Below are 20,622 nucleotides of genomic sequence, written 5' to 3' on the forward strand. Positions count from 1 at the left end.
TGAATTATGAAGGGCATCGAAAATGCCTGGACAAGCTCAGGGAGACTTGAACTCAACACCAAAGAACTCACTGATGCCCATCGGGCTTAACTCAAAGCCAACCACATCAGCTCGCGTGGCTTTGAATTGTGTGGTGTGTGCTATGGTGAACCATGGTGCCTGCGCTTTGAAGATTTTTTGCGCCCGTTCGTACAAACGTGTCCGATCTTCGATGCGTGTGGTTTGACTGGCTTGAACCACCAAATCGTTGTAGGCCATATGACAAAACTTGGCCACATTGCTCCCTCTGACGGCATGACACCCCAACAAGGTGTTCAAGAAATTGTCTGGATCGCCGTTGTCACTGGTCCAACCATACAAAGCCATCTGGTGCGCACCGGCTTGCATCCCTTTGGAATACACGGCCCAGTCAGGACTTTTGATCACCAATCTGACGCCCACTTGTGCCAGATCTTCTTGAATCAACTTAGCCACGGCCGCTGCATCTGGGTTGTAAGGTCGTGCCACAGGCATGGCCCACAACTCAGCCTGAAAACCTTGGGCATAGCCCGCCTCAGCCAGCAGACGGACAGCCCGTGCGGGGTTGTACTCGTCATCGTCCACCTCGCGGTTATAACTCCATTGGATCGGTGGAAACGGATTCACAGCAGGAACGGCCGTGTGGTTATAGACCGCGCGCAATATTTTTCTTTTGTTGATCGCCATGTTCAAGGCACGTCGAACACGCACATCATCAAAAGGTTTTTTCTCTGTGTTGTAGGCCAAATACCCCACATTCAATCCTGTTTGACTCAGCAACTTGAGCTTGTGGCTACGCATGATTTTTTGCAAATCCACAGGCGGTGGGTAAGCCAAAATTTGGCAGGCATCCGACTCTAAATGTGCCAGCCGTATTTCAGAATTCGGCTCAATCAGAAACACCAAGGATTGAACCTTGCCACGCCCTCCCCAGTAGGCATCGAAGGCCTTGAACTCAATGGTCTTATTTTTCGTGTAACTGATGAACTGAAACGGACCTGTGCCAATCGGTTTCTCATCCAAACGCTCAGGCGTTCCCTTCAGCAACATGGCTTGTGCATATTCTTGCGAATAGATGCTCGCCCACGGCATGGCCAAATTCGCTAACAACGGAGCCATGGGTTTGCTGAGTTGAATGACCACGGTGTAGGGGTCTTCTTTGTCAACCGATGCCAACACCTGCCCCATGTTCATGTCGTTGAAATACGGGTGTCGGTCGCTGCTGATTTTGAAAAATGGATGGGCTGGATTCCACTGACGATGGATTGAAAACAACACATCATCCGCATTCAAATCACGCGAGGGTGTGAAATCGTCTGAGGCATGCCACTTCACGCCTTTGCGCAAAAAAAACTTATACGTCAGCCCGTCGTCTGAAATCGACCAACGCTCCGCCAGTGCTGGACGAATTTGTGTCGTCCCTTTCTTGAATGCGACCAACCCCTCATACATTTGTGTGGTCACGTCCACCGATGTGGTGTTGGTGTTGAAAATGGGAGACAAAGTCTCTGGATCGCCCTCGGAACAAAACGTCAATGTTTTGGCCTCGACGGCAGCCATGGTCAAACTCAACACCATGCATATGGCGATGCCGCAAATACGTCCCATGGAAACCCCTTGTTAAACATAAAAGGCTATTTTTTCAAAGTTACACCTCAAATCTTCAGAGTGGCGCTCGCAACCTTGCCTACCTACACCCTAGGTAAAATGGTGTATTCCCGATTTCGGCCCAACGGCAGCCTTGGCGCTTGCCGTTTTTATTTGTCTAGACCCCTATGAGCAACGCATCCGCCACCCCACTCGAACAACCCGGTTTGAACAGCTTATCTAAGTCGTTCGAACCCGCCGCCCTTGAAGCCCACTGGGGCCCCGAGTGGGAAAAACGCGGCTACGGCGTGGCCGGCTACCGTGGCACGTCAGCACCCAACACCGAGGCCAGCGCTGCCGGCAAAAACTTCGCCATCCAGTTGCCCCCACCTAACGTGACCGGCACGCTGCACATGGGCCATGCGTTCAACCAAACCATCATGGACTCGCTCACGCGCTACCACCGCATGCGTGGCTTCAACACCGCCTGGATTCCCGGCACCGACCACGCGGGCATTGCCACGCAGATCGTGGTGGAACGCCAGCTGCAAGGCCAAGGCATCAGCCGCCACGACATGGGCCCCACGCCCGCCGAAGCGCGCAAGAACTTTGTGAGCAAGGTCTGGGAATGGAAAGAGCAATCGGGCAACACCATCACCCAGCAGATGCGCCGCATGGGCGACAGCGTGGACTGGAGCCGCGAGTACTTCACCATGGACGACAAGCTCTCCAAGGTAGTGACCGAGACCTTTGTGAAGCTCTACGAGCAAGGCCTGATCTACCGCGGCAAGCGCCTAGTGAACTGGGACCCGGTGCTGATGAGCGCGGTGTCTGACCTGGAAGTCGAGAGCGAGGAAGAAGACGGCTCGATGTGGCACATCCGCTATGACCTGGCCGATGGAAGCGGATCATTGACCGTAGCCACCACCCGACCCGAAACCCTGCTGGGCGACGTGGCCGTGATGGTCCACCCAGAAGACGAGCGCTACAAACACCTGATCGGCAAGCAAGTGAACCTGCCGCTGTGCGGCCGCACCATTCCCGTGATTGCGGACGAGTATGTGGACAAGGAATTCGGCACGGGCGTGGTCAAGGTCACCCCCGCGCACGACACCAACGACTATGCCGTGGCTGTTCGCCACAACCTGCCAATGGTTTGCGTATTAACGCTGGACGCGAAGATCGTCCATAAAGACGCACAACTTCAACAAATTCATGACAGCTTGAGAAGCACACTCAGCCGTGCATATGACTTGCATGAAGCTCGCAACTTCATCCCAGCGCACCTGCAAGGGCTTGATCGTTTCGAGGCACGTAAACGTATCGTCTCAGACCTCGAAGCCGCAGGCCAGTTGGTCGAGGTGAAGAAACATAAGCTCATGGTGCCGCGCTGCGCCCGCACCGGCCAGGTGATCGAGCCCATGCTGACCGACCAGTGGTTCGTCGCCATGAACCAAGTCGGCAAAGGCGATGCCACCGGCAAGAGCATCGCGCAAAAAGCCATCGACGCCGTGCAAAGCGGCCAGGTATCTTTCGTACCCGAGAACTGGGTCAACACCTACAACCAGTGGATGAACAACATCCAGGACTGGTGTATCTCGCGCCAGCTGTGGTGGGGCCATCAGATCCCGGCCTGGTACGACGAAGACGGCAATGTTTACGTTGCTCGCGATGAAGCCGAAGCACAGGCCAAGGCGGGTGCGGGCAAAACCTTGAAGCGTGACGAAGACGTACTCGACACTTGGTACTCCAGCGCATTGGTGCCTTTCAGCACTGTAGGCTGGCCAGTAGCTGGCGAGGGTGTCGGGACTGGACGCAGCGACATTGCGAGCGAAGAGAGTGGGAGCAAGGCCGGTTCCGGCACCCTCGCCAGCGGCTCCACGGATTACGACCTGTACCTGCCATCCTCTGTGCTGGTCACCGGCTACGACATCATCTTCTTCTGGGTCGCCCGCATGATCATGATGACCACGCACTTCACAGGGCGTGTGCCGTTCAAACATGTGTACATCCACGGCCTGGTGCTCGACGCCCAAGGCAAGAAGATGAGCAAGTCAGAGGGCAACGTGCTCGACCCTGTGGACTTGATCGACGGCATCACACTTGAGCCTCTGCTCGAAAAACGTACCCAAGGTTTGCGCAAGCCCGAGACCGCACCCAAGGTGCGCAAGCAAACTGAAAAAGAATTCCCAGAAGGCATTCCGGCCTACGGTGCAGATGCGCTGCGCTTCACGTTCGCGGCACTTGCCACGTTGGGTCGTTCGATCAACTTCGACAGCAAGCGCTGCGAGGGCTACCGCAACTTCTGCAACAAGCTGTGGAACGCCACCCGCTTTGTGCTGATGAACTGCGAAGGTCAAGACTGCGGCCTCAAAGAACACACCAAAGAAGAATGCAGCGTGGGTGGCTCAGCCCATGGGTACTTGACGTTCAGCCAAGCCGACCGATGGATTGTGTCCAAGCTGCAGCGTGTGGAAGCCGAAGTGGCAGAAGGCTTTGCAGCTTATCGCTTAGACAACGTGGCCAACACGATTTACGACTTCGTGTGGAACGAGTTCTGCGATTGGTATTTAGAAATCGCTAAGGTGCAAATCAATGTGGGCGATGACTCGCAAAAACGTGCAACGCGCCGCACATTGATTCGCACACTCGAAACCATTTTGCGTTTGGCCCACCCCATCACCCCTTTCATCACCGAAGAGCTGTGGCAAACCGTGGCGGTGGTGGCGGGTCGCAAAGCGGCTGACGACACATCAGCGTCCATCAGCATCGCAGCCTACCCTGTGAGCCAGCCTGAGCGCATTGACGAGCAAGCTGAGGCCTATGTCGCCCGCGTGAAATCGCTGGTCGATGCCTGCCGCAACTTGCGTGGCGAAATGGGCGTGTCACCCGCCACGCGGATGCCTTTGTTTGCGCTGGCTGGCAGCGCCGAAGAACATGCCTTCATGCAAAGCGTCGCGCCAGTGTTGCAAGCCTTGGCCAAGCTCAGCGAAGTCAAGGTGTTTGACAGTGAAGCCGAATGGTCGGCCGCTGCACAAGCCGCACCTGTGGCCGTGATTGGTGAGTTGCGTGTGTGCTTGTTCATCGAAGTGGACGTAGCCGCCGAGAAAATTCGCTTGGGCAAAGAAGTCGAGCGCTTGCAAAACGAAATTGAAAAAGCCGGCTCTAAGTTGAAGAACGAAGCCTTTGTCGCCAAAGCCCCACCTGCGGTGATTGAAGAAGCCAAAAAACGCGTGGCCGACTTCACAGCCACTTTGACCAAGGTGCAGGAGCAACTTGTCAAGCTGCAGAAATAAAGCGCCGCTAAACTTGCCAAAACTATTAATTTCTCGCATATGACCAAAGCTCTCACCAAAGCCGTTTTCCCTGTTGCAGGCATGGGCACACGCTTCTTGCCCGCCACCAAAGCCAGCCCCAAAGAAATGCTGACCGTGGTGGACAAACCGCTCATCCAATACGCCGTGGAAGAGGCTTATGAAGCTGGCATTCGTGAAATGATCTTCGTCACAGGCCGCAGCAAGCGCGCCATTGAAGACCACTTTGACATGGCCTACGAGTTGGAAACTGAACTCGAAGCCGCAGGCAAGCAAGCCTTGCTCGACATTGTGCGCAGCGTGCAACCCGACGACATGCAATGCGTCTACGTGCGCCAAGCACGCGCGCTGGGCTTAGGCCATGCCGTGTTGTGTGCCGAACACTTGGTGGGTGACGAGCCCTTTGCCGTTTTGCTGGCTGATGACTTGATGCGTGGCAAGCCAGGTGGTCCAGGTGTGTTGAAGCAAATGGCCGATGTGTTTGCACGCACACAGTCTTCTGTGCTGGCCGTGCAAGAAGTGCCTTTGGAGCATGTGCACCGCTATGGCGTGGTCGCGGGCAAAGACTTGGGCAATGGCTTGGTTGACATCCAACAAATGGTCGAAAAGCCCAAAGCCGAAGTGGCCCCCTCTCGCACCACGGTGGCTGGTCGCTACATCTTGACACCAGCCGTGTTCGAACGCATTCGCGCAGGTGGCCGAGGTGTGCAAGGTGAGATTCAACTCACCGACGGCATTGCAGGTTTGTTGGCCACCGAAAAAGTGTTGGCCTACGCCTACGAAGGCAAGCGGTACGACTGCGGCAGCAAAGTAGGCTTCTTACAAGCCAGCGTTGAGCTCGCCTTGCAACACGCCGAAGTCGGCGCAGAGTTTCGCGATTACTTGAAGCAACTCAACGTCGCCTGACTTAGCGACGCTTAATTCAGCGTCGCTTCAAGATATGAACAAAGTCGCTGCCCTCGGTGGTTTGCGACAACAGTTCATTTCCAGTCTGCTTGGCAAAGGCCGCAAAGTCGCGAACCGAGCCTGTGTCGGTGGACACCACTCTCAGCACTTGGCCACTGGCCATCGCCGTCAATGCCTTTTTGGCTTTCAAAATAGGCAAGGGGCAATTCAACCCGCGTGTGTCAATTTCTACATCGAAGTTCATGCGGGAAACACTCCAGTCGACAAGTAGCGGTCACCTCGGTCACACACGATGAAAGCGATCGTCGCGTTCTCAACCTGCTGGGCAATTTGCATCGCCACCCAGCAAGCACCCGCCGCTGAAATGCCAGCAAAAATGCCTTCTTCGCGGGCCAAGCGGCGGCACATGTCTTCGGCATCGTCTTGGCTCACGTAAACCAACTCATCCACGTTGCTAGCGTCGTAAATCTTTGGCAAATACTCTTGCGGCCATTTGCGAATGCCAGGAATGCGCGAGCCCTCTGAGGGCTGCGCGCCGATGATGCGAATGGCAGGGTTTTTCTCTTTCAAAAAGCGCGACACACCGGTGATGGTGCCCGTCGTACCCATGGCGCTCACGAAGTGCGTGATGCGGCCCTGCGTTTGCTCCCACAGCTCTGGGCCTGTGGTTTCGTAATGGATGCGTGGGTTGTCTTCGTTGGCAAACTGATCGAGCATTCGCCCTTTGCCTTCTTTTTGCATACGCTCAGCCAAGTCGCGGGCGTATTCCATACCACCGCTCTTAGGCGTCAAGATCAGGTCTGCACCAAACGCCTTCATGGTTTGGGCACGCTCAATCGACAAGTCCTCCGGCATGATGAGCACCATGCGATAGCCCTTGATGGCAGCCGCCATCGCCAACGCAATCCCCGTGTTGCCTGAGGTCGCCTCAATCAAGGTGTCCCCAGGCTTGATATCGCCACGCTCTTGCGCGCGCTGAATCATCGACAACGCAGGACGGTCTTTCACAGAGCCAGCCGGGTTGTTGCCCTCTAGCTTGCCCAAAACGATGTTGCCGCGCTTGGCATTGTCAGTTGCGCCAATGCGCTGCAAGGCCACCAGCGGTGTTTTGCCAATGGCGCCTTCAATCGTGGGATAAATCGGATGTGAGCTCATAAGGCATTACTGTGCCATAAGTCTTATGCCTTGCTTCACACCCCATTCATTGACACCCAAAAATCCTCATTTTTTGAATGGGTCAAACAAAGCGTAGGTTTGATCGATGATCGGCTGATTGGCCAACGCCGCTTCCTGCTTGAATTTTCGAAATTCTTTGATGAATTGAAGGGGCGACTGTTTGGTATGTAGCTTGAACTGCCTGTTCAGCTCAAGCAATGACAAACCTGATTGCGCCAGCAAGTCATTCAAAGAAATGGGCGAATCAATGTTTTGGTCAATCCAAACCAGCAATTTTTCAAATCTATTTTTATTTTCAGTCGGTTGATCCAACTGAGCATCAGCGGAGGTTGGTGCAAGCTGCGCCAACAATTGTTTATACGATTGCGTCATAAAAAGATCACCCAGCAACTCGCAACATGCGCGTTACCAAAGATTTTTATGAATCGCTCCAAAGTTTTATTACCGTACATTTCAAAACGTAACTAAGGTTGTAATGATCGGCAATATGTACTTAAATTGAATCACTCAAACAATCATGTACTTCTGAGCTTTCAGAGCCGCTTGAGTACGGTTCAACACTTTTAATTCACGAAAAATCTGATTGATGTGGATCTTCACAGTCTGCTCACTGATTGAGAGTCGATCTGCAATGATCTTATTGGGATGACCGTTGGCAATGAGTTCCAAGACCTCGCGTTGTCGCGCTGTCAAACGAAACTCCAACCCTTCCTGCGCTGCCGCATTCAACTGCAGACTCGGCATATCCATCAGTGCTTTGACTTCATCACAAATGAATTGACTAACGTTGTTTTTAGAAATAAAGGCTGAAGCACCTGAGCGAAGTGCTTTTTTCTTCCATTCACTTTCGTCGAGCCCAGAAATCGCCACCACATGCTTGACGTTTGCCTGAGACTTGAATAACGCAATGGCATCTTCGCCACTGATGCCGTGTAAAAGAATATCAAGCACCACCACCAAATCGTGGTCACTCAGTCTTTGCAGAATTTCAAGGCCTTCAGTTGCATCAGCTGCAAGCTCTACAGCAACCTGTAACTTAGCAAATTCAGAACAAAATTTATCGCCTAAAGCATCTCTGTAAACGGGATGATCATCAACTATCAGAAGTGCTTTTTTACGCATATGGATTAATTTTTCTTCGATGCTAATCAATCACATGCTGATGAACAATAGTCAATCTGTTGTACGACAAATAGACTAAAGATTTGAGCACTTTTTAAATACTTGGGATAGATCTAATGTGCTATGGCAATATTTTCAAAAAATAGATATGTTGATACCCAGATTGTGAGCAATGGATGGACACACGTCCAGCTGGCTTACCAACTGCGTGCCTTTAGTTTTCCAAAGAGCTGCCACAGCGACGTGCCATGCCCCACACCCTCAACACGACTGATTTCAATAACTTTTCGTCTAGCCAGATCGCAAAACAAAAATCTGCCTACATTGTTAAAACAGCCCGTTCGGTGACTGTGACCAACATTCTGGCTCCGCTATTTGCACTCCTACTTTTTTATGACGACGCGGATCCTCTTAAGTTAACCATTTGGCTGGCTTACATGGCGGTTGCTACGTTCATCCGAACTTGGTTCACTGCAAAACTCGAATACCAAGAAGAAAAAATCGACAACCCCAATAAAGACTTGGCGGTTGTCACATTCGGTGTGGCACTGATCGGTTTTGGTTGGGGACTCGGCTGGATTTTGTTGGTCCCAGACTTAGACACGATGAATCGCATGATTTATCTCTACGTCACAGCAGGCGGCATGTTCAACGCGATGTTTGGCTACTGCGTTCACTGGCCCACTTTCTACAGTTTCATCATTCCAACCATGGTGCCTGCGATTTCGACTGTCTTGTGGAATCGTGATATTTTTCCATGGCCTTTTGCGATCGGAATTTCGATCTTGTTCATCTGCGTCATCAAAATCGCCAAGAACTTTTCGAAAACATTTGAAGAGTCTGTGCGACTCAGACTACGCAACGAAAAACTCTATCAAGAACTCTCCGTTGAAAGGGATCAGTCGATTGCAGCCAACGTGGCAAAGTCAAATTTTGTAGCGTCAGCAAGCCACGATCTTCGCCAGCCCATGTATGCGGTGAACATGTATCTAGATTCACTGAATACCGATGCGATGCCACCGACAGAAAAAGCCACCATCAGCAAAATCAAGAACAGCGTCGTCACGCTCAATGAAATGTTCGAAGCCTTGTTGAACATCAGCAAGTTGGACAGCATGAGCTTCAGATCCACCAATCAGCCGTTTGAAATCGAACGATTGGTTGAATCGCTCAAAGCGGTTGTTAAACCTCATGCGCTGCATAAGCAACTCAAAATTCAATTCAACATAGGCCCTAAATATGCCGTTGGAGATGAGGCCTTGCTGAGTCAAATGTTGCTGAACTTGATCAACAACGCGATCCACTACACAGATCAAGGCGAAGTCGTTGTCAATTTTTTCAGCTATGCCAACTGTTTACACATATCCGTGACGGATACAGGGTGTGGCATTTCGCTTGATGACCAGTCACGAATTTTTCAAGAGTTTTTCCGCGTCGACAAAACACGCGATCATCACGACGGATTAGGGCTAGGTCTATCGATTGTGAGCAGGCTTTGCAAATTGATTGGCGCTGAGATTTCTATCGATTCAAAAATCGACCATGGCACAGTCTTTACCGTGTCGACTAAATTTCCTGTTTCAGAGCAGATTGACGTTTTAGATGAACACCCCTATCGCACACAAAGAAAAAAGATTTCTTCTGCATCCATTCTGGGGAAAACCATTGCAGTGATCGAGGATGATCCGGTTGTGTTGGAGGCTTACGCGCAAGCCTTAACAACACGGGGGGCCATCGTCATCAAAGTCGCTTTAGAGCGAGATGCCTTCGCCAATCAAATGGCACTACTTGACGCAAGCACCATCGACTTCATCATCAGCGACTACCGTTTAAAAACAAGCTCAGGTGCTGAAATGATCAGCAAGCTCAGGGAGCTTTACAACGAAGAAATACCCGCCATGATTGTCACGGCCGACACCTCGCCGTCGCATATCCAATATTTCTCAGAACTCAACATCCCCGTGCTACACAAGCCCGTGAGCTTCCAACAAGTGATTGCCGTTGTTGAGTCCAAGTTCTCGGAAATCTCCCAGTAGCCCTCGACAGCCGATACCCGCACTCAGCGCTATCTCTCAAGACCTAAGGCATTCTGTCGATACCTTACTAGACACGGTCTTGCGCTACCCCAAACTCTCCCACCCCATCCGGATTCACCAGCATGACACAAGTTTTTTCACAGCAGGCCAATACGCCAAAAAATCTGTGGCATAATCTTGGTCTTCTCTCCCGTGCCCGGGTGGTGAAATTGGTAGACGCAGGGGACTCAAAATCCCCCGCCGCGAGGCGTGCCGGTTCGATTCCGGCCCCGGGCACCATCGGTATCTCTTACCGTCCTGACTCGATAACGCGCCATCAATCCTATGCATGACGACGAGTTTTCCAACATAGTCAGAAGTGGCACAGAGCACTCTGTTTCGGTTTCCGAACACACAGGCAACGCCAAGACCCCAAAAAACATTGTCACGTCTCACGAAGAAGAGACCGAGGCGCGCAAACGTGCGTTCGAGCAAAAAGCACTCGCCGAGCTAGAAGCAAAAAAAGCTTTAGCAGACGCATTGGCTGAGCACACCGAACACATAGCGACTGAAACATCCGCTGACGACAACATCCAAAAAATCACGGCTGATCAAACGGCACAAAATCGTCAGACCATTGCCAACAGTGGAGCGGCAGCGCCCAATGTGCAAAGCGTCTCAACGGACGTGATAGATGCCAACATTCAAAACATTGGCACGGACAACATCCAAGCGAATATTCAGAACATTGCGGCTGACAAAGGCATTCAAGCCAATCGCCAAAATATCCCCACCGATGTCATTGGCGCCAACGTGCAAAACATTGCGATTGATGGCGTCGCCACCAACAAACAAGCCTTGGAGGCAAGTGGTTTCAGCGCTAACAACCAAGCCGTTGGACAAGACACACTTGGTGTGAATCGCCAAGGTATCGGCAACGATCCAGCCGCTGCGCCAAACTTGCAGGCACTGCCAGCAGATGAGTCGATCAACAATCGTCAAACGCTGCCAAATGATGGCACAGCAGATAACCGCCAAGGCATCCAAAGCACCCCCCATTCATCGAATGAGCAAGGAATTGCCAAGCTCGCCATTCAAGACAACAAGCAGCCCCTGCCTCAAGAGAACTTGGCCACCAACAACCAAGTGCTTGAAACCCCTGCGGGCATTGGCCCCAACAACCAACCCATCGCCACAGACGCAGCCATCTTGAACCGACAGGCTGCGCCTGAAAATGCGCCGCCTGGCATCAATCGCCAAGGCGTTGACAACGGCAAGATTGAGTCACATTTCGAGCAACTTCCCTCTGACACAGTTGAGCGTAAGAAGGTCGATTTCCCCAGCGGAAGTAGCGCCAGCGGCGTTGCACAAAACACAGCTGCAGCAGCCAAAGCCTCCACGGCTAAAGCGCAAGTCAAGCCTGCCGCAGCACCACGCGCCCCTGCGACCGAGGCAGAAAAGCTGCAAGCCAAGCTCAAGCGCGAGCAAATCAACGACGCCTTTCATGGCCGCTTGGCGGGTATCAAACACAACGTGGACGCACTCAACAGCCGCCTCACCGACTTCGAAGAAAAAGTACACAAAGAAGATACCCAGCTCGACAAAGGCAACCCAGATGACTTCAAGGTGGATTTGGGCTAAGCACTGTCGCCCAGATGCCACAGATTTGTCGTCCGCCTGATTAGGATCCAGCCTGCCTCAACCGCAGGCTTTTTTGTTTCTGGAGTTTTCTGTGAGCCACTTATTTTCTGAATTCACCCTCACCTCGCCTCGTGGCCCGCTGACTCTGGCTAACCGCGCCATCGTGGCTCCCATGTGCCAATACTCGGCAGAAAACGGCCATGCCACCGACTGGCACTTGGCGCATTGGGCCAACCTGCTCAACAGCGGCGCAGCCATGTTCATCATCGAGGCCACTGCGGTGGTGCCAGAGGGGCGCATCACACCCCTATGCTTAGGCTTGTGGGGTGACGCCACAGCAGCAGCCTTGCAAGACAAATTGCATCGCGCACGCAAGCTCGCGCCCCATGTGCCAGTGTGTATTCAGCTTGCGCACGCAGGGCGCAAAGCATCTAGCGCAGCGCCTTGGCAAGGTGGGCAGTTACTGCCTATGGATCAAGGCGGTTGGTCCACCGTTGGCCCGTCAGCCATTCCTCATCTGCCCCAAGAAACTGCGCCGCATGAGTTAGACGCACAAGGCCTAGAGTGCATCAAACAAGCGTTTGCCAAAGCTGCCCAACGCGCCGAAGCTATGGGCATTGAAGCCATCGAACTGCATGGCGCACACGGCTATTTGTTGCATCAGTTTTTGTCCCCCATCGCCAACCATCGCACCGATGCCTATGGTGGCAACTTTGACAACCGCACACGTTTCCCCATGGAAGTGTTTGAAGCTGTGCGCGCGGTTTACAAAGGCACGCTGGGCATGCGCATCTCCGCCTCAGACTGGGTGGAGAACGGTTGGACGCCCGAGGAAACAGCCGACTTCTCGCTGCGTTTGAAACTCGCAGGCGCAGACTTTGTGCACATCTCTTCGGGTGGCGTGGCCGCACAACAAAAAATCGCCATTGGCCCTGACTACCAAGTGCCGTTTGCCAAACTAGTCAAGCAAAAGACAGGCATGCCCACCATCACCGTGGGCCTCATCACCGAACCGCAGCAAGCCGAAAACATCTTGGCGCGCGGCGATGCGGATTTGATTGCCCTCGCTCGCGCCTTCCTCTACAAACCCCGTTGGGTGTGGGAAGCAGCTGCCGCTTTGAACGGCAAAGTGCAAGCCAGCCCGCAGTACTGGCGATGCATGCCGCGCGAAGCACAAGGCATTTTTGAGTCCGTGCACATGGGGCAGCGCTAAGCGCCAACGATAGAACACGAACAGGAGACATGACATGAAACATCTCACACGCCGCAACCTCAACGCAGCGCTGTTGGCGACCAGCGTCATCAGCGCAAGCACCTTCATCGCGCCCCTGGTCGCACACGCGCAATCCGACGCCTACCCCAGCAAGCCCATCACCTTGGTGGTGCCCAACCCACCCGGCGGCTTGGTGGACACATCGGCACGCTTGGTGAGCGAGCCCTTGTCTCGCGTGACAGGTCAATCTGTGGTGGTGGACAACAAGCCAGGCGGCAGCGGCAACTTGGCCTACTCCAACGTGGCACGCAGCGCGAAAGATGGCTACACCGTGTTGGTGTCGTACTCGGGCTATCACATTGCCAACCCAATCCTGATGGACAAACTCCCTTGGGACTTGAAAGACCTCACACCCATCGGCCTCATCACAGTGGCCACCAACGTGATTGCGGTACACCCTTCCGTGCCTGCGAACAACTTGAAAGAGTTCATCGCATGGGCCAAACAAAACCCAGGCAAGCTCAACTACGCCTCGCAGGGCAATGGCTCGGTGTCTCACATCGGCACGGAAATCTTCAAACAACAAACTGGCATTGAAATGACGCACGTCCCTTACAAGGGTTCAGGTCAAGCCATTCAAGATGTGCTGGCGGGCCAAGTGCAGGTGTTCATCACCACGCCACCGTCTGTGATGGGCCATGTGCAAAGCGGGAAGCTCAAAGCATTGGCGGTAACGGGCAAAACACGCCATCCACAAATGCCACAAGTGCCCACGGTGTCAGAGGCGGGCTTGAGTGGTTTTGAGTTGGAGTCGTGGGTGGCCTTGTACGTGCCCAGCGGCACCCCAAAAGACGTGGTGCAAAAGCTATCGGCCGACGTCAAGCGCAGCATGGAGCAAGCCGAAACCAAGCAACGCGCCGATGCTGCAGGTGTGGAAGTGCGCTACCTCTCACCTGAGAACACCACCAAGCTGCTAGAGCGCGACACCGTCAGCTGGGCCAAGGCTATCAAGGCAGGCAACATCAAGTTCGACTAAGTAACCCATCCTCCACTTTCGCGTAGCGCAGCTGCAAACGCAGCTCGCGCTTCATGCGTGTGTTCACCATGCGGCGTGATTCGCCCATGAAACTCAGCTGCATGGCGGGCAGCTCGGTTTGCGCCTGTGCACGGCTGATGCGCGGTGGTTTGGCTAAACCATATAAATCAGCCGCCATGTCAAAGTAGTCGCCCATCAACAACTGGCAGTCGTCGTTCACGTTGTAAACGCGTTGAGGCTTGCCACGCCACAGCGCCAGCTGGCAGGCACGGGCCAAGTCGTTGGCGTGGATGTGGTTGGTGAACACATCCTCTTCTCGGGCAAGTACCGGTGTACCGCGCATCAGGCGTTCACGCGGCGTGCCGCCCTCGCGGTCAGGCGCATAGATACCCGGAATGCGCAGCACACTCACCCGCACCGCGCTCGAACGCAAACGCCCCACATGGCGCACACGTGCTTCGGCATCCACACGCCGCTGCGCTCTGGGCGTGATGGGTTTGACCGTGCGGCTCTCACTCACCCACTCACCCGCGCAGTCGCCATACACACCGCTGGTTGAGCCATAGACCAAGCTCAGCGGTGCGGTGCGGCGCATCAACAAGCGGGTCAACGCCAAAGTGCGCGGGTCGGTGCTGCCTTGCAATGGCGGGGGCGCCAAATACAACACCCGTGTGGCCCAACCGGCCAAGCGTTGCAAGCTGGCTGGCACATCCAAATTACCCACCACAGGCGTTACGCCTTGGGCGCGCAAAGCGGCCACGCGCTCGGGGCTAGAGGTGAGAGCCACGACACGCACATGGCGCTGCACGCGCACCACGCGTTGCCCCACATCACCGCAACCGATGATGAGCAAACGCTCGCGTTTGAAGCGAGAGGGCAAAGCGCCGAGGGGGGATTGATTGGAAGGCAAAATACACCCTATAAAAGTTCAAGGATACCCAAAGATGAGTTTCAACATCACGGTCCAACCTAGTGGCCGCGCATTCACCGCCACCTCTGACGAAACCTTGCTGGCCGCTGGCCTGCGCCAAGGCATTGGCCTGCCCTACGGCTGCAAAGACGGCGCGTGCGGCTCGTGCAAATGCAAAAAGATTTCGGGTGAAGTCACCCACGGCAACCACCAAGAAAAAGCGCTGAGCGCTGAAGAAGCCGCCAATGGCTTTGTGCTCACCTGCTGCGCCACCGCGCACAGCGATGTGGTGCTGGAGTCGCGCCAAGTGGTGGAAGAAGGCGCCTTCCCCATCAAGAAGATGCCCGTGCGCGTGATGTCGCTGGAGAAGGCCTCACACGATGTGATGATCGTCAAACTGCAACTGCCCGCCACTGACCCGATGAAATTCCATGCCGGTCAGTACGTCGACTTCTTGCTGCGCGATGGCGATCGCCGCAGCTACTCCATGGCGAATGCACCGCACACATTTGTCGAAGGTGCACCCGCGATTGAACTGCACATCCGCCACATGCCCGGCGGCAAGTTCACCGACCACGTGTTTGGTGCGATGAAGGAAAAAGAAATCCAACGCATCGAAGGCCCACAAGGCAGCTTCTTCTTGCGTGAAGACTCAGACAAGCCTTTGGTGTTCTTGGCCTCTGGCACTGGCTTTGCGCCCATCAAAGCCATCTTGGAGCACATGCAACACTTGGGGCTCAGACGCCCTGTGTCGCTCTACTGGGGTGGCCGCCGCCCTGCGGACCTGTACATGAACGACTGGGTGCAAGCGCAAGCGGCTGTCATGCCAAACCTCACCTACATCCCCGTGGTGTCAGACGCCTTGCCGGAAGATAACTGGACGGGTCGCACAGGCTTTGTGCATGCTGCCGTATTGCAAGACCACGCCGATCTCAGCGGCCATCAGGTGTATGCCTGCGGCGCACCGATCGTGGTGGACTCAGCACGCACCGCCTACACACAAGCGGGTTTGCCAGCGGACGAGTTCTACGCCGACTCGTTCACCTCTGCGGCCGACAAAGCCTAAACACGAGAAAACTATGCAGAACCCTCACACATTTCCTCGCCGCCAACTGCTTTGTCTCTTGCCTGCTTTGCTGAGCTTGGGTGCAGGGTTTTGCATCTCCAGCGCTCATGCGCAAAGTTTCCCCAGCAAACCAATTCGTTGGATCGTGGTCGCACCTGCTGGCTCGTCACTCGACGTCATTGCACGCGCGATGCAAGACAAGCTCAAAGACAGCTTGGGACAAGCCGTTGTGATTGAAAACAAGCCGCAAGCTGGTGGCACCTTGGGCACCAACGAGGTGGCCAAGTCCGCACCGGATGGCTACACATGGGTGATGTCCTACAACGGCCCCTTGTCATTTGCGCCTTATCTTTATCCCAAGCTGCCTTATCAGCCTCTCAAAGACTTGCAGCCGGTGATGATCACAACCTCACAGCCCAATGTCATTGCCGTCAACGCCCAGCTGCCCGTCAGCACCATGCGTGAAGCGATTGCCTTGATGAAAAAGTCACCAGGCACCTACAACTTCGCATCGGTCGGCAATGGCAGCTCCTCACACCTCACGATGGAATACATCAAGGCTGTGACCAACACCTATGCGGTGCACATTCCCTTCAACGGTAGCCCCCCTGCCGTGATGGCCACCATGTCTGGCGAAACCCAGTTCATGGCCTCTGTTCCCACAGTGATCGCGCCCCAAGTCAAGCAAGGGCGTTTGAAGTATTTGGCCGTCACCAGCGCACAACGCTACCCCTTGTTACCGGATGTACCCACCGTGGCTGAAAGCGGCGTTCCAGAGCTCAAAGGCTTTGAAGCTTTGGCATGGAACGGCGTGCTGGTGGCTGCGGGCACCCCGCGTGATGTGGTGGATCGCATCAACACGGCCTTGAACACTGCGATCCACGACAGCGCTGTGAAAGATCGCCTCAAAGGTGCAGGCCTTGAACCCATTGGAGGGTCGCCTGAACAATTCACCAAACTCATTCACGATGAGTCGGTGAAATGGGCCCCCATCATCAAACGCTCCGGCGCACGCATCGATTGATCCGCATGTCCACCCCTGCACACCCCCACCTCGAAGTCAAAGACATTGAGGCATTTCGCCCCATGCACTGGCTGGCCTTGGCATGGAAAGACATGGAACGCTGCCCCACCGCAGGCGTCACCCACGGCTTGATTTTGGCTTTGGTGGCGGGTGGTTTGTTTTGGTTTGCACGTCACGACTTTTGGTGGATTGCGGCCATGTTGTCTGTGAGCATGATCATTGCACCGCTGCTAGCCACGGGCTTGTACGACATCAGCCGTCGCCTAGAACGCGGCGAAGAAGCAACGCTCACCGACGCTTTTCGCATTTGGACCTGTGGCGACAAGCGCTTGATCCAGTTTGGTTTGTTGCTTGCAGTCTCAAGTGCGGGCTGGCTGGTCTGCTCGGCAGCGCTGATTCAGTGGATGCTGCCCGCCAGTGTGCACACCCCTGCCGATTTTGTGCGTTTGGTTGTGTTGCAGCCGCAATTCGGATTGTTTGAGCTGTGGGTCATCATGGGGGCGTTGCTCGCTGCGCCGATGTTTGCCTCCACCTTGGTCACCATTCCTTTGTTGATGGATCACCCCAGCCTAACCTTGCAACAAGCCGTGCAAACCAGCTGGCGTGTGGTGGCCATGAACCCAGTGGCTATGGCTTGCTGGGCGGGTATTTTGTGTTTATTCACGGCGCTGGGCATTGGCTCCGCGTTTTTGGGTTTGTTAGGCGTTGTCCCCATGTTGGGCCACGCCAGTTGGCATGCTTACCGTGACTTGGTGGCTTACGACCCCACGGTGCACTGATTTTTATGACAGAAGAACAATTTGCCCAATTTGGGCTGACCTTTGGCGTGGGCGGCTTCATGCTGTACATGCTATTCATCATCTACCAGCTTGCACGCGAATCGAAAGCGGGCAAGTTCGGCACGTTTGTGCTGTTTTTGGTGTTGGCGTTTGGCATGGTGGGCTTCATTGCCAAACAAGTGTTGATTTGGATGATGGAGGGCTAAACCCTCCTCACCGACACAGGCTTATTCACCCAGATAGGCTTCACGCACTTTAGGGTCGTGCAACATGTCGTGTGCATTACCACTGAGGGTGATCAAACCCGACTCCATCACATAGCCACGGTCGGCAATTTGCAGTGCACGGCTGGCGTTTTGTTCCACCAACAAAATCGTCACACCTTGAGCGGACACATCTTGAATCACTTCAAAGATTTTGTCCACCATGATGGGTGACAAGCCCATCGATGGTTCATCGAGCAACAGCACTTTGGGGCGACTCATCAACGCACGGCCCATGGCCAACATTTGTTGCTCACCACCTGACATGGTGCCTGCCAATTGATCACGGCGTTCTTTGAGACGCGGGAAGGTGGTGAACACGCGCTCGATGTCATCGGCAATGGCTGCATTGTCATCACGGATGTAGGCGCCCATTTGCAAGTTTTCCACAATGGTCATGCGCGTGAACACACCGCGGCCTTCGGGCACCATGGCGAGGCCTTGTTGCACCAAATCCCAAGGGCCTTGACCGTCAATGGTTTTGCCGTTCAGCTGAATATGACCGCCACCCAAGGGCAGCAGACCCGTGATGGCTTTCATGGTGGTCGTTTTACCTGCGCCATTGGAGCCAATGAGCGAGACCAGCTCACCCTCGCGCACCTCTAGGCTCACGCCTTTGACGGCTTGAATGCCGCCGTAGGCGACCTTCACATCCTGGACGCTCAAGAGCACGCTTGCGTTGTTGTGTTTCATGTCAGTGCCCTCCCGTGCCGAGATAGGCTTCAATCACTTGCGGGTTGCGCTGCACGTCAGCAGGTGTGCCTTGCGCAATGACTTTGCCGTAGTCGAGCACGGTCACGCGGTCACACAAGCCCATGACCAACTTCACATCATGTTCAATCAAGAGCACTGTGCGATGGTCACTGCGAATCTTGTCGATCAGCTCACGCAGCTGTACTTTTTCGGTGGCGTTCATGCCAGCCGCAGGCTCATCAAGCGCGATGAGTTGCGGGTCGGTCGCCAAAGCGCGTGCAATTTCTAAGCGACGTTGGTCGCCGTAACTCAGCGTGCGCGCTTTGTAGTCGGCCAAGCTGGCAATGCCCACGTAGTCAAGTAGTTCGCGGGCACGTTGTTCAATCGCCAACTCTTCCGCTTTGAATGTTGCCGTTCTGAAAATTGCACCCAACAAGCCCGAGTGCGTGCGCACATGGCGTCCCACCATCACGTTTTCTAGAGCCGTCATGTCAGCAAACAAACGGATGTTTTGAAAGGTACGCGCAATACCGGCTTGGGCCACACGGTGCACCTCGGTGGGTTCATACGGCTGGCCCGCCAATTCAAAGCGACCACTGTCGGGGGTGTACAAACCTGTGATGACATTGAAAAACGTGGTTTTACCTGCGCCGTTAGGACCAATCAATCCATACACTTGGCCACGCTCAATCTGCATACGCACGTCGGTCAAGGCTTGCAAACCACCAAAGCGCTTGGAGATGCCGGAGACATTCAACACGAGGTCGCTCATCGCGCACCTCCTTGTGGGTTGAGGTTTTTGCCATGTTCAGGTGTGGGCCACAAACCGCGTGGCCGCCAGAGCATGACGGTAATCATGGCCAAAGCAATCAGCAGTTGGCGCAAGATGGCGGCATCCAAACGCCCATCGGTCATGGCTTGCAAGGGGCTGGCCACATAGCGCAACACCTCGGGCAACGCAGCCAACAGCACGGCTCCTAGGATGACGCCAGGCAGATGTCCCAAGCCTCCCAGCACCACCATGGCCACAATCATCACTGACTCCATGAGGCTGAACGACTCAGGCGACACAAAGCCTTGGAAGGCCGCAAACATGGCCCCCGAAATACCGCCAAATGTGGCACCCATGCCAAAGGCTAAGAGCTTCAAATTGCGGGTATTCAGGCCCATCGCTTTGGCAGCAATTTCGTCTTCACGAATCGCCATCCATGCACGGCCAATGCGTGAGTACTCCAAACGATGCGAGATGATCACACTCAACACCACCAAGGCGAGGAACAGGTAGTAGTACAAAGTCACCGATGGCAACTCGATAAAACCCAAATCCAAACGCTTAGACAAGGGATAACCAAACACACTCACCGCATCAATCTGGCCCAAGCCTTTGGGGCCATTGGTGAGATTGACAGGATGGTCCATGTTGTTGAGGAACACGCGGATGATTTCGCCAAAGCCCAAGGTAACGATGGCCAGATAGTCGCCCCGCAGCTTCAGAGTAGGCGCACCCAGCAGCACACCAAACAAGCCCGCCAAACCAGCTGCCAAAGGCAACACGAGCCACAAGCTCATGTGCAAGCCTTCGGGGAACATGGCGGCAATCCACGGAAACACATCCGTCAAATGCGGCGAAGCCAAGAGGCCAAACATATAGGCCCCCACCGCAAAGAAAGCCACATAGCCCAAATCAAGCAAACCGGCGTAACCCACCACGATGTTCAGACCCAGCGCAAGCAACACATACAGCAACGACATATCGGCAATGCGCACCCACGCGTTGCCGAAACTTTGCAGAAGCAAGGGCAACGCCAACAACACGGCGGCCATCAGCCAACGATTAGAAAAGAGTTTGTGTGTCATGG

19 protein-coding genes and 1 tRNA gene are annotated in these 20,622 nt (G+C 54.4%); 11 read left to right on the forward strand and 9 right to left on the reverse strand.

The genetic code is table 11. The features are described from left to right. Positions 1–36: 36 nt before the first annotated feature. Positions 37–1,626 (reverse strand): ABC transporter substrate-binding protein, encoded by a 1,590-nt coding sequence (locus QMG27_RS10050; RefSeq protein WP_281810950.1) that lies wholly within the window; start codon positions 1,624–1,626, stop codon positions 37–39. 167 nt (positions 1,627–1,793) lie between these two features. Between QMG27_RS10050 and QMG27_RS10055 the strand changes: the two genes are divergently transcribed. Further along, positions 1,794–4,901, forward strand: coding sequence for a valine--tRNA ligase (locus tag QMG27_RS10055; RefSeq protein WP_281810952.1), 3,108 nt, complete (start codon positions 1,794–1,796; stop codon positions 4,899–4,901). A gap of 39 nt (positions 4,902–4,940) precedes the next feature. After that, a complete protein-coding gene (gene galU, locus QMG27_RS10060) occupies positions 4,941–5,825 on the forward strand; it encodes a UTP--glucose-1-phosphate uridylyltransferase GalU (protein ID WP_281810954.1) in 885 nt (294 codons plus the stop codon). A 16-nt stretch (positions 5,826–5,841) separates the two neighbouring features. Here galU and QMG27_RS10065 read toward each other — a convergent pair whose 3' ends face one another. The 4 genes from QMG27_RS10065 to QMG27_RS10080 all read right to left on the reverse strand — a co-directional run bounded on the left by QMG27_RS10065 (position 5,842) and on the right by QMG27_RS10080 (position 8,153). Then, positions 5,842–6,069 carry a sulfurtransferase TusA family protein gene (locus tag QMG27_RS10065; protein WP_281810956.1) on the reverse strand — a complete coding sequence of 76 codons (228 nt, stop codon included), beginning with the start codon at positions 6,067–6,069 and terminating at the stop codon, positions 5,842–5,844. Continuing rightward, positions 6,066–6,980: a cysteine synthase CysM gene (cysM, locus tag QMG27_RS10070; protein ID WP_281810958.1), complete on the reverse strand. Its 915-nt coding sequence runs from the start codon at positions 6,978–6,980 to the stop codon at positions 6,066–6,068. Before cysM ends, QMG27_RS10065 begins: the two co-directional genes overlap by 4 nt. Positions 6,981–7,046: 66 nt before the next feature. Continuing rightward, positions 7,047–7,373 (reverse strand): hypothetical protein, encoded by a 327-nt coding sequence (locus QMG27_RS10075; protein WP_281810960.1) that lies wholly within the window; start codon positions 7,371–7,373, stop codon positions 7,047–7,049. A gap of 135 nt (positions 7,374–7,508) precedes the next feature. Next, entirely contained in the window at positions 7,509–8,153 is a 645-nt protein-coding gene (locus QMG27_RS10080) for a response regulator transcription factor (RefSeq protein WP_281810962.1), read from the reverse strand. A gap of 218 nt (positions 8,154–8,371) precedes the next feature. On the opposite strand from QMG27_RS10080, the gene QMG27_RS10085 reads away from it, so the two are divergent. The 5 genes from QMG27_RS10085 to QMG27_RS10105 all read left to right on the forward strand — a co-directional run bounded on the left by QMG27_RS10085 (position 8,372) and on the right by QMG27_RS10105 (position 14,028). Then, positions 8,372–10,159, forward strand: coding sequence for an ATP-binding protein (locus tag QMG27_RS10085; RefSeq protein ID WP_281810964.1), 1,788 nt, complete (start codon positions 8,372–8,374; stop codon positions 10,157–10,159). A gap of 194 nt (positions 10,160–10,353) precedes the next feature. Then, a tRNA-Leu gene (locus QMG27_RS10090) sits at positions 10,354–10,438 on the forward strand. Between the two features lie 45 nt (positions 10,439–10,483). Continuing rightward, positions 10,484–11,779, forward strand: coding sequence for a hypothetical protein (locus tag QMG27_RS10095; protein WP_281810966.1), 1,296 nt, complete (start codon positions 10,484–10,486; stop codon positions 11,777–11,779). A 91-nt stretch (positions 11,780–11,870) separates the two neighbouring features. Further along, positions 11,871–12,992, forward strand: coding sequence for an NADH:flavin oxidoreductase/NADH oxidase (locus QMG27_RS10100; RefSeq protein WP_281810968.1), 1,122 nt, complete (start codon positions 11,871–11,873; stop codon positions 12,990–12,992). 34 nt (positions 12,993–13,026) lie between these two features. Continuing rightward, positions 13,027–14,028: a tripartite tricarboxylate transporter substrate binding protein gene (locus QMG27_RS10105; protein WP_281810970.1), complete on the forward strand. Its 1,002-nt coding sequence runs from the start codon at positions 13,027–13,029 to the stop codon at positions 14,026–14,028. Here the strand turns inward: QMG27_RS10105 and QMG27_RS10110 are convergent. Beyond that, on the reverse strand, positions 14,015–14,938 hold the full coding sequence (locus tag QMG27_RS10110) for an NAD-binding protein (protein WP_281810972.1): 924 nt from the start codon (positions 14,936–14,938) through the stop codon (positions 14,015–14,017). The two genes, QMG27_RS10105 and QMG27_RS10110, sit on opposite strands and share 14 nt — an antisense overlap. Positions 14,939–14,972: 34 nt before the next feature. On the opposite strand from QMG27_RS10110, the gene QMG27_RS10115 reads away from it, so the two are divergent. From QMG27_RS10115 to QMG27_RS10130, 4 genes are read left to right on the forward strand one after another with little or no spacing between them, the layout of a single operon-like run. Beyond that, a complete protein-coding gene (locus QMG27_RS10115) occupies positions 14,973–16,004 on the forward strand; it encodes a CDP-6-deoxy-delta-3,4-glucoseen reductase (protein ID WP_281810974.1) in 1,032 nt (343 codons plus the stop codon). 13 nt (positions 16,005–16,017) lie between these two features. Continuing rightward, positions 16,018–17,028, forward strand: a complete 1,011-nt coding sequence (locus QMG27_RS10120; RefSeq protein WP_281810976.1) for a tripartite tricarboxylate transporter substrate binding protein — start codon at positions 16,018–16,020, stop codon at positions 17,026–17,028. A 5-nt stretch (positions 17,029–17,033) separates the two neighbouring features. Further along, positions 17,034–17,807: a DUF2189 domain-containing protein gene (locus QMG27_RS10125; RefSeq protein WP_281810978.1), complete on the forward strand. Its 774-nt coding sequence runs from the start codon at positions 17,034–17,036 to the stop codon at positions 17,805–17,807. Beyond that, the gene (locus QMG27_RS10130) at positions 17,804–18,013 is read left to right on the forward strand and encodes a DUF2788 domain-containing protein (RefSeq protein WP_281814603.1); all 210 of its coding nucleotides are present in this window, start codon (positions 17,804–17,806) and stop codon (positions 18,011–18,013) included. The genes QMG27_RS10125 and QMG27_RS10130 overlap by 4 nt, the downstream gene beginning before the upstream one ends. Before the next feature lie 21 nt (positions 18,014–18,034). On the opposite strand, the gene QMG27_RS10135 is transcribed toward QMG27_RS10130, so the two are convergent. The 3 genes from QMG27_RS10135 to QMG27_RS10145 are packed head-to-tail and all read right to left on the reverse strand — an operon-like array spanning position 18,035 to position 20,620. Next, on the reverse strand, positions 18,035–18,763 hold the full coding sequence (locus tag QMG27_RS10135; protein WP_281810979.1) for an ABC transporter ATP-binding protein: 729 nt from the start codon (positions 18,761–18,763) through the stop codon (positions 18,035–18,037). A gap of 1 nt (position 18,764) precedes the next feature. Beyond that, positions 18,765–19,535, reverse strand: coding sequence for an ABC transporter ATP-binding protein (locus QMG27_RS10140; RefSeq protein WP_281810981.1), 771 nt, complete (start codon positions 19,533–19,535; stop codon positions 18,765–18,767). After that, entirely contained in the window at positions 19,532–20,620 is a 1,089-nt protein-coding gene (locus QMG27_RS10145) for an ABC transporter ATP-binding protein (RefSeq protein WP_281810983.1), read from the reverse strand. Before QMG27_RS10145 ends, QMG27_RS10140 begins: the two co-directional genes overlap by 4 nt. Between the last annotated feature and the right edge of the window lie 2 nt (positions 20,621–20,622).

Origin of the sequence: Limnohabitans sp. MORI2, assembly GCF_027925025.1 — a bacterium.
Lineage (GTDB): Bacteria > Pseudomonadota > Gammaproteobacteria > Burkholderiales > Burkholderiaceae_C > Limnohabitans.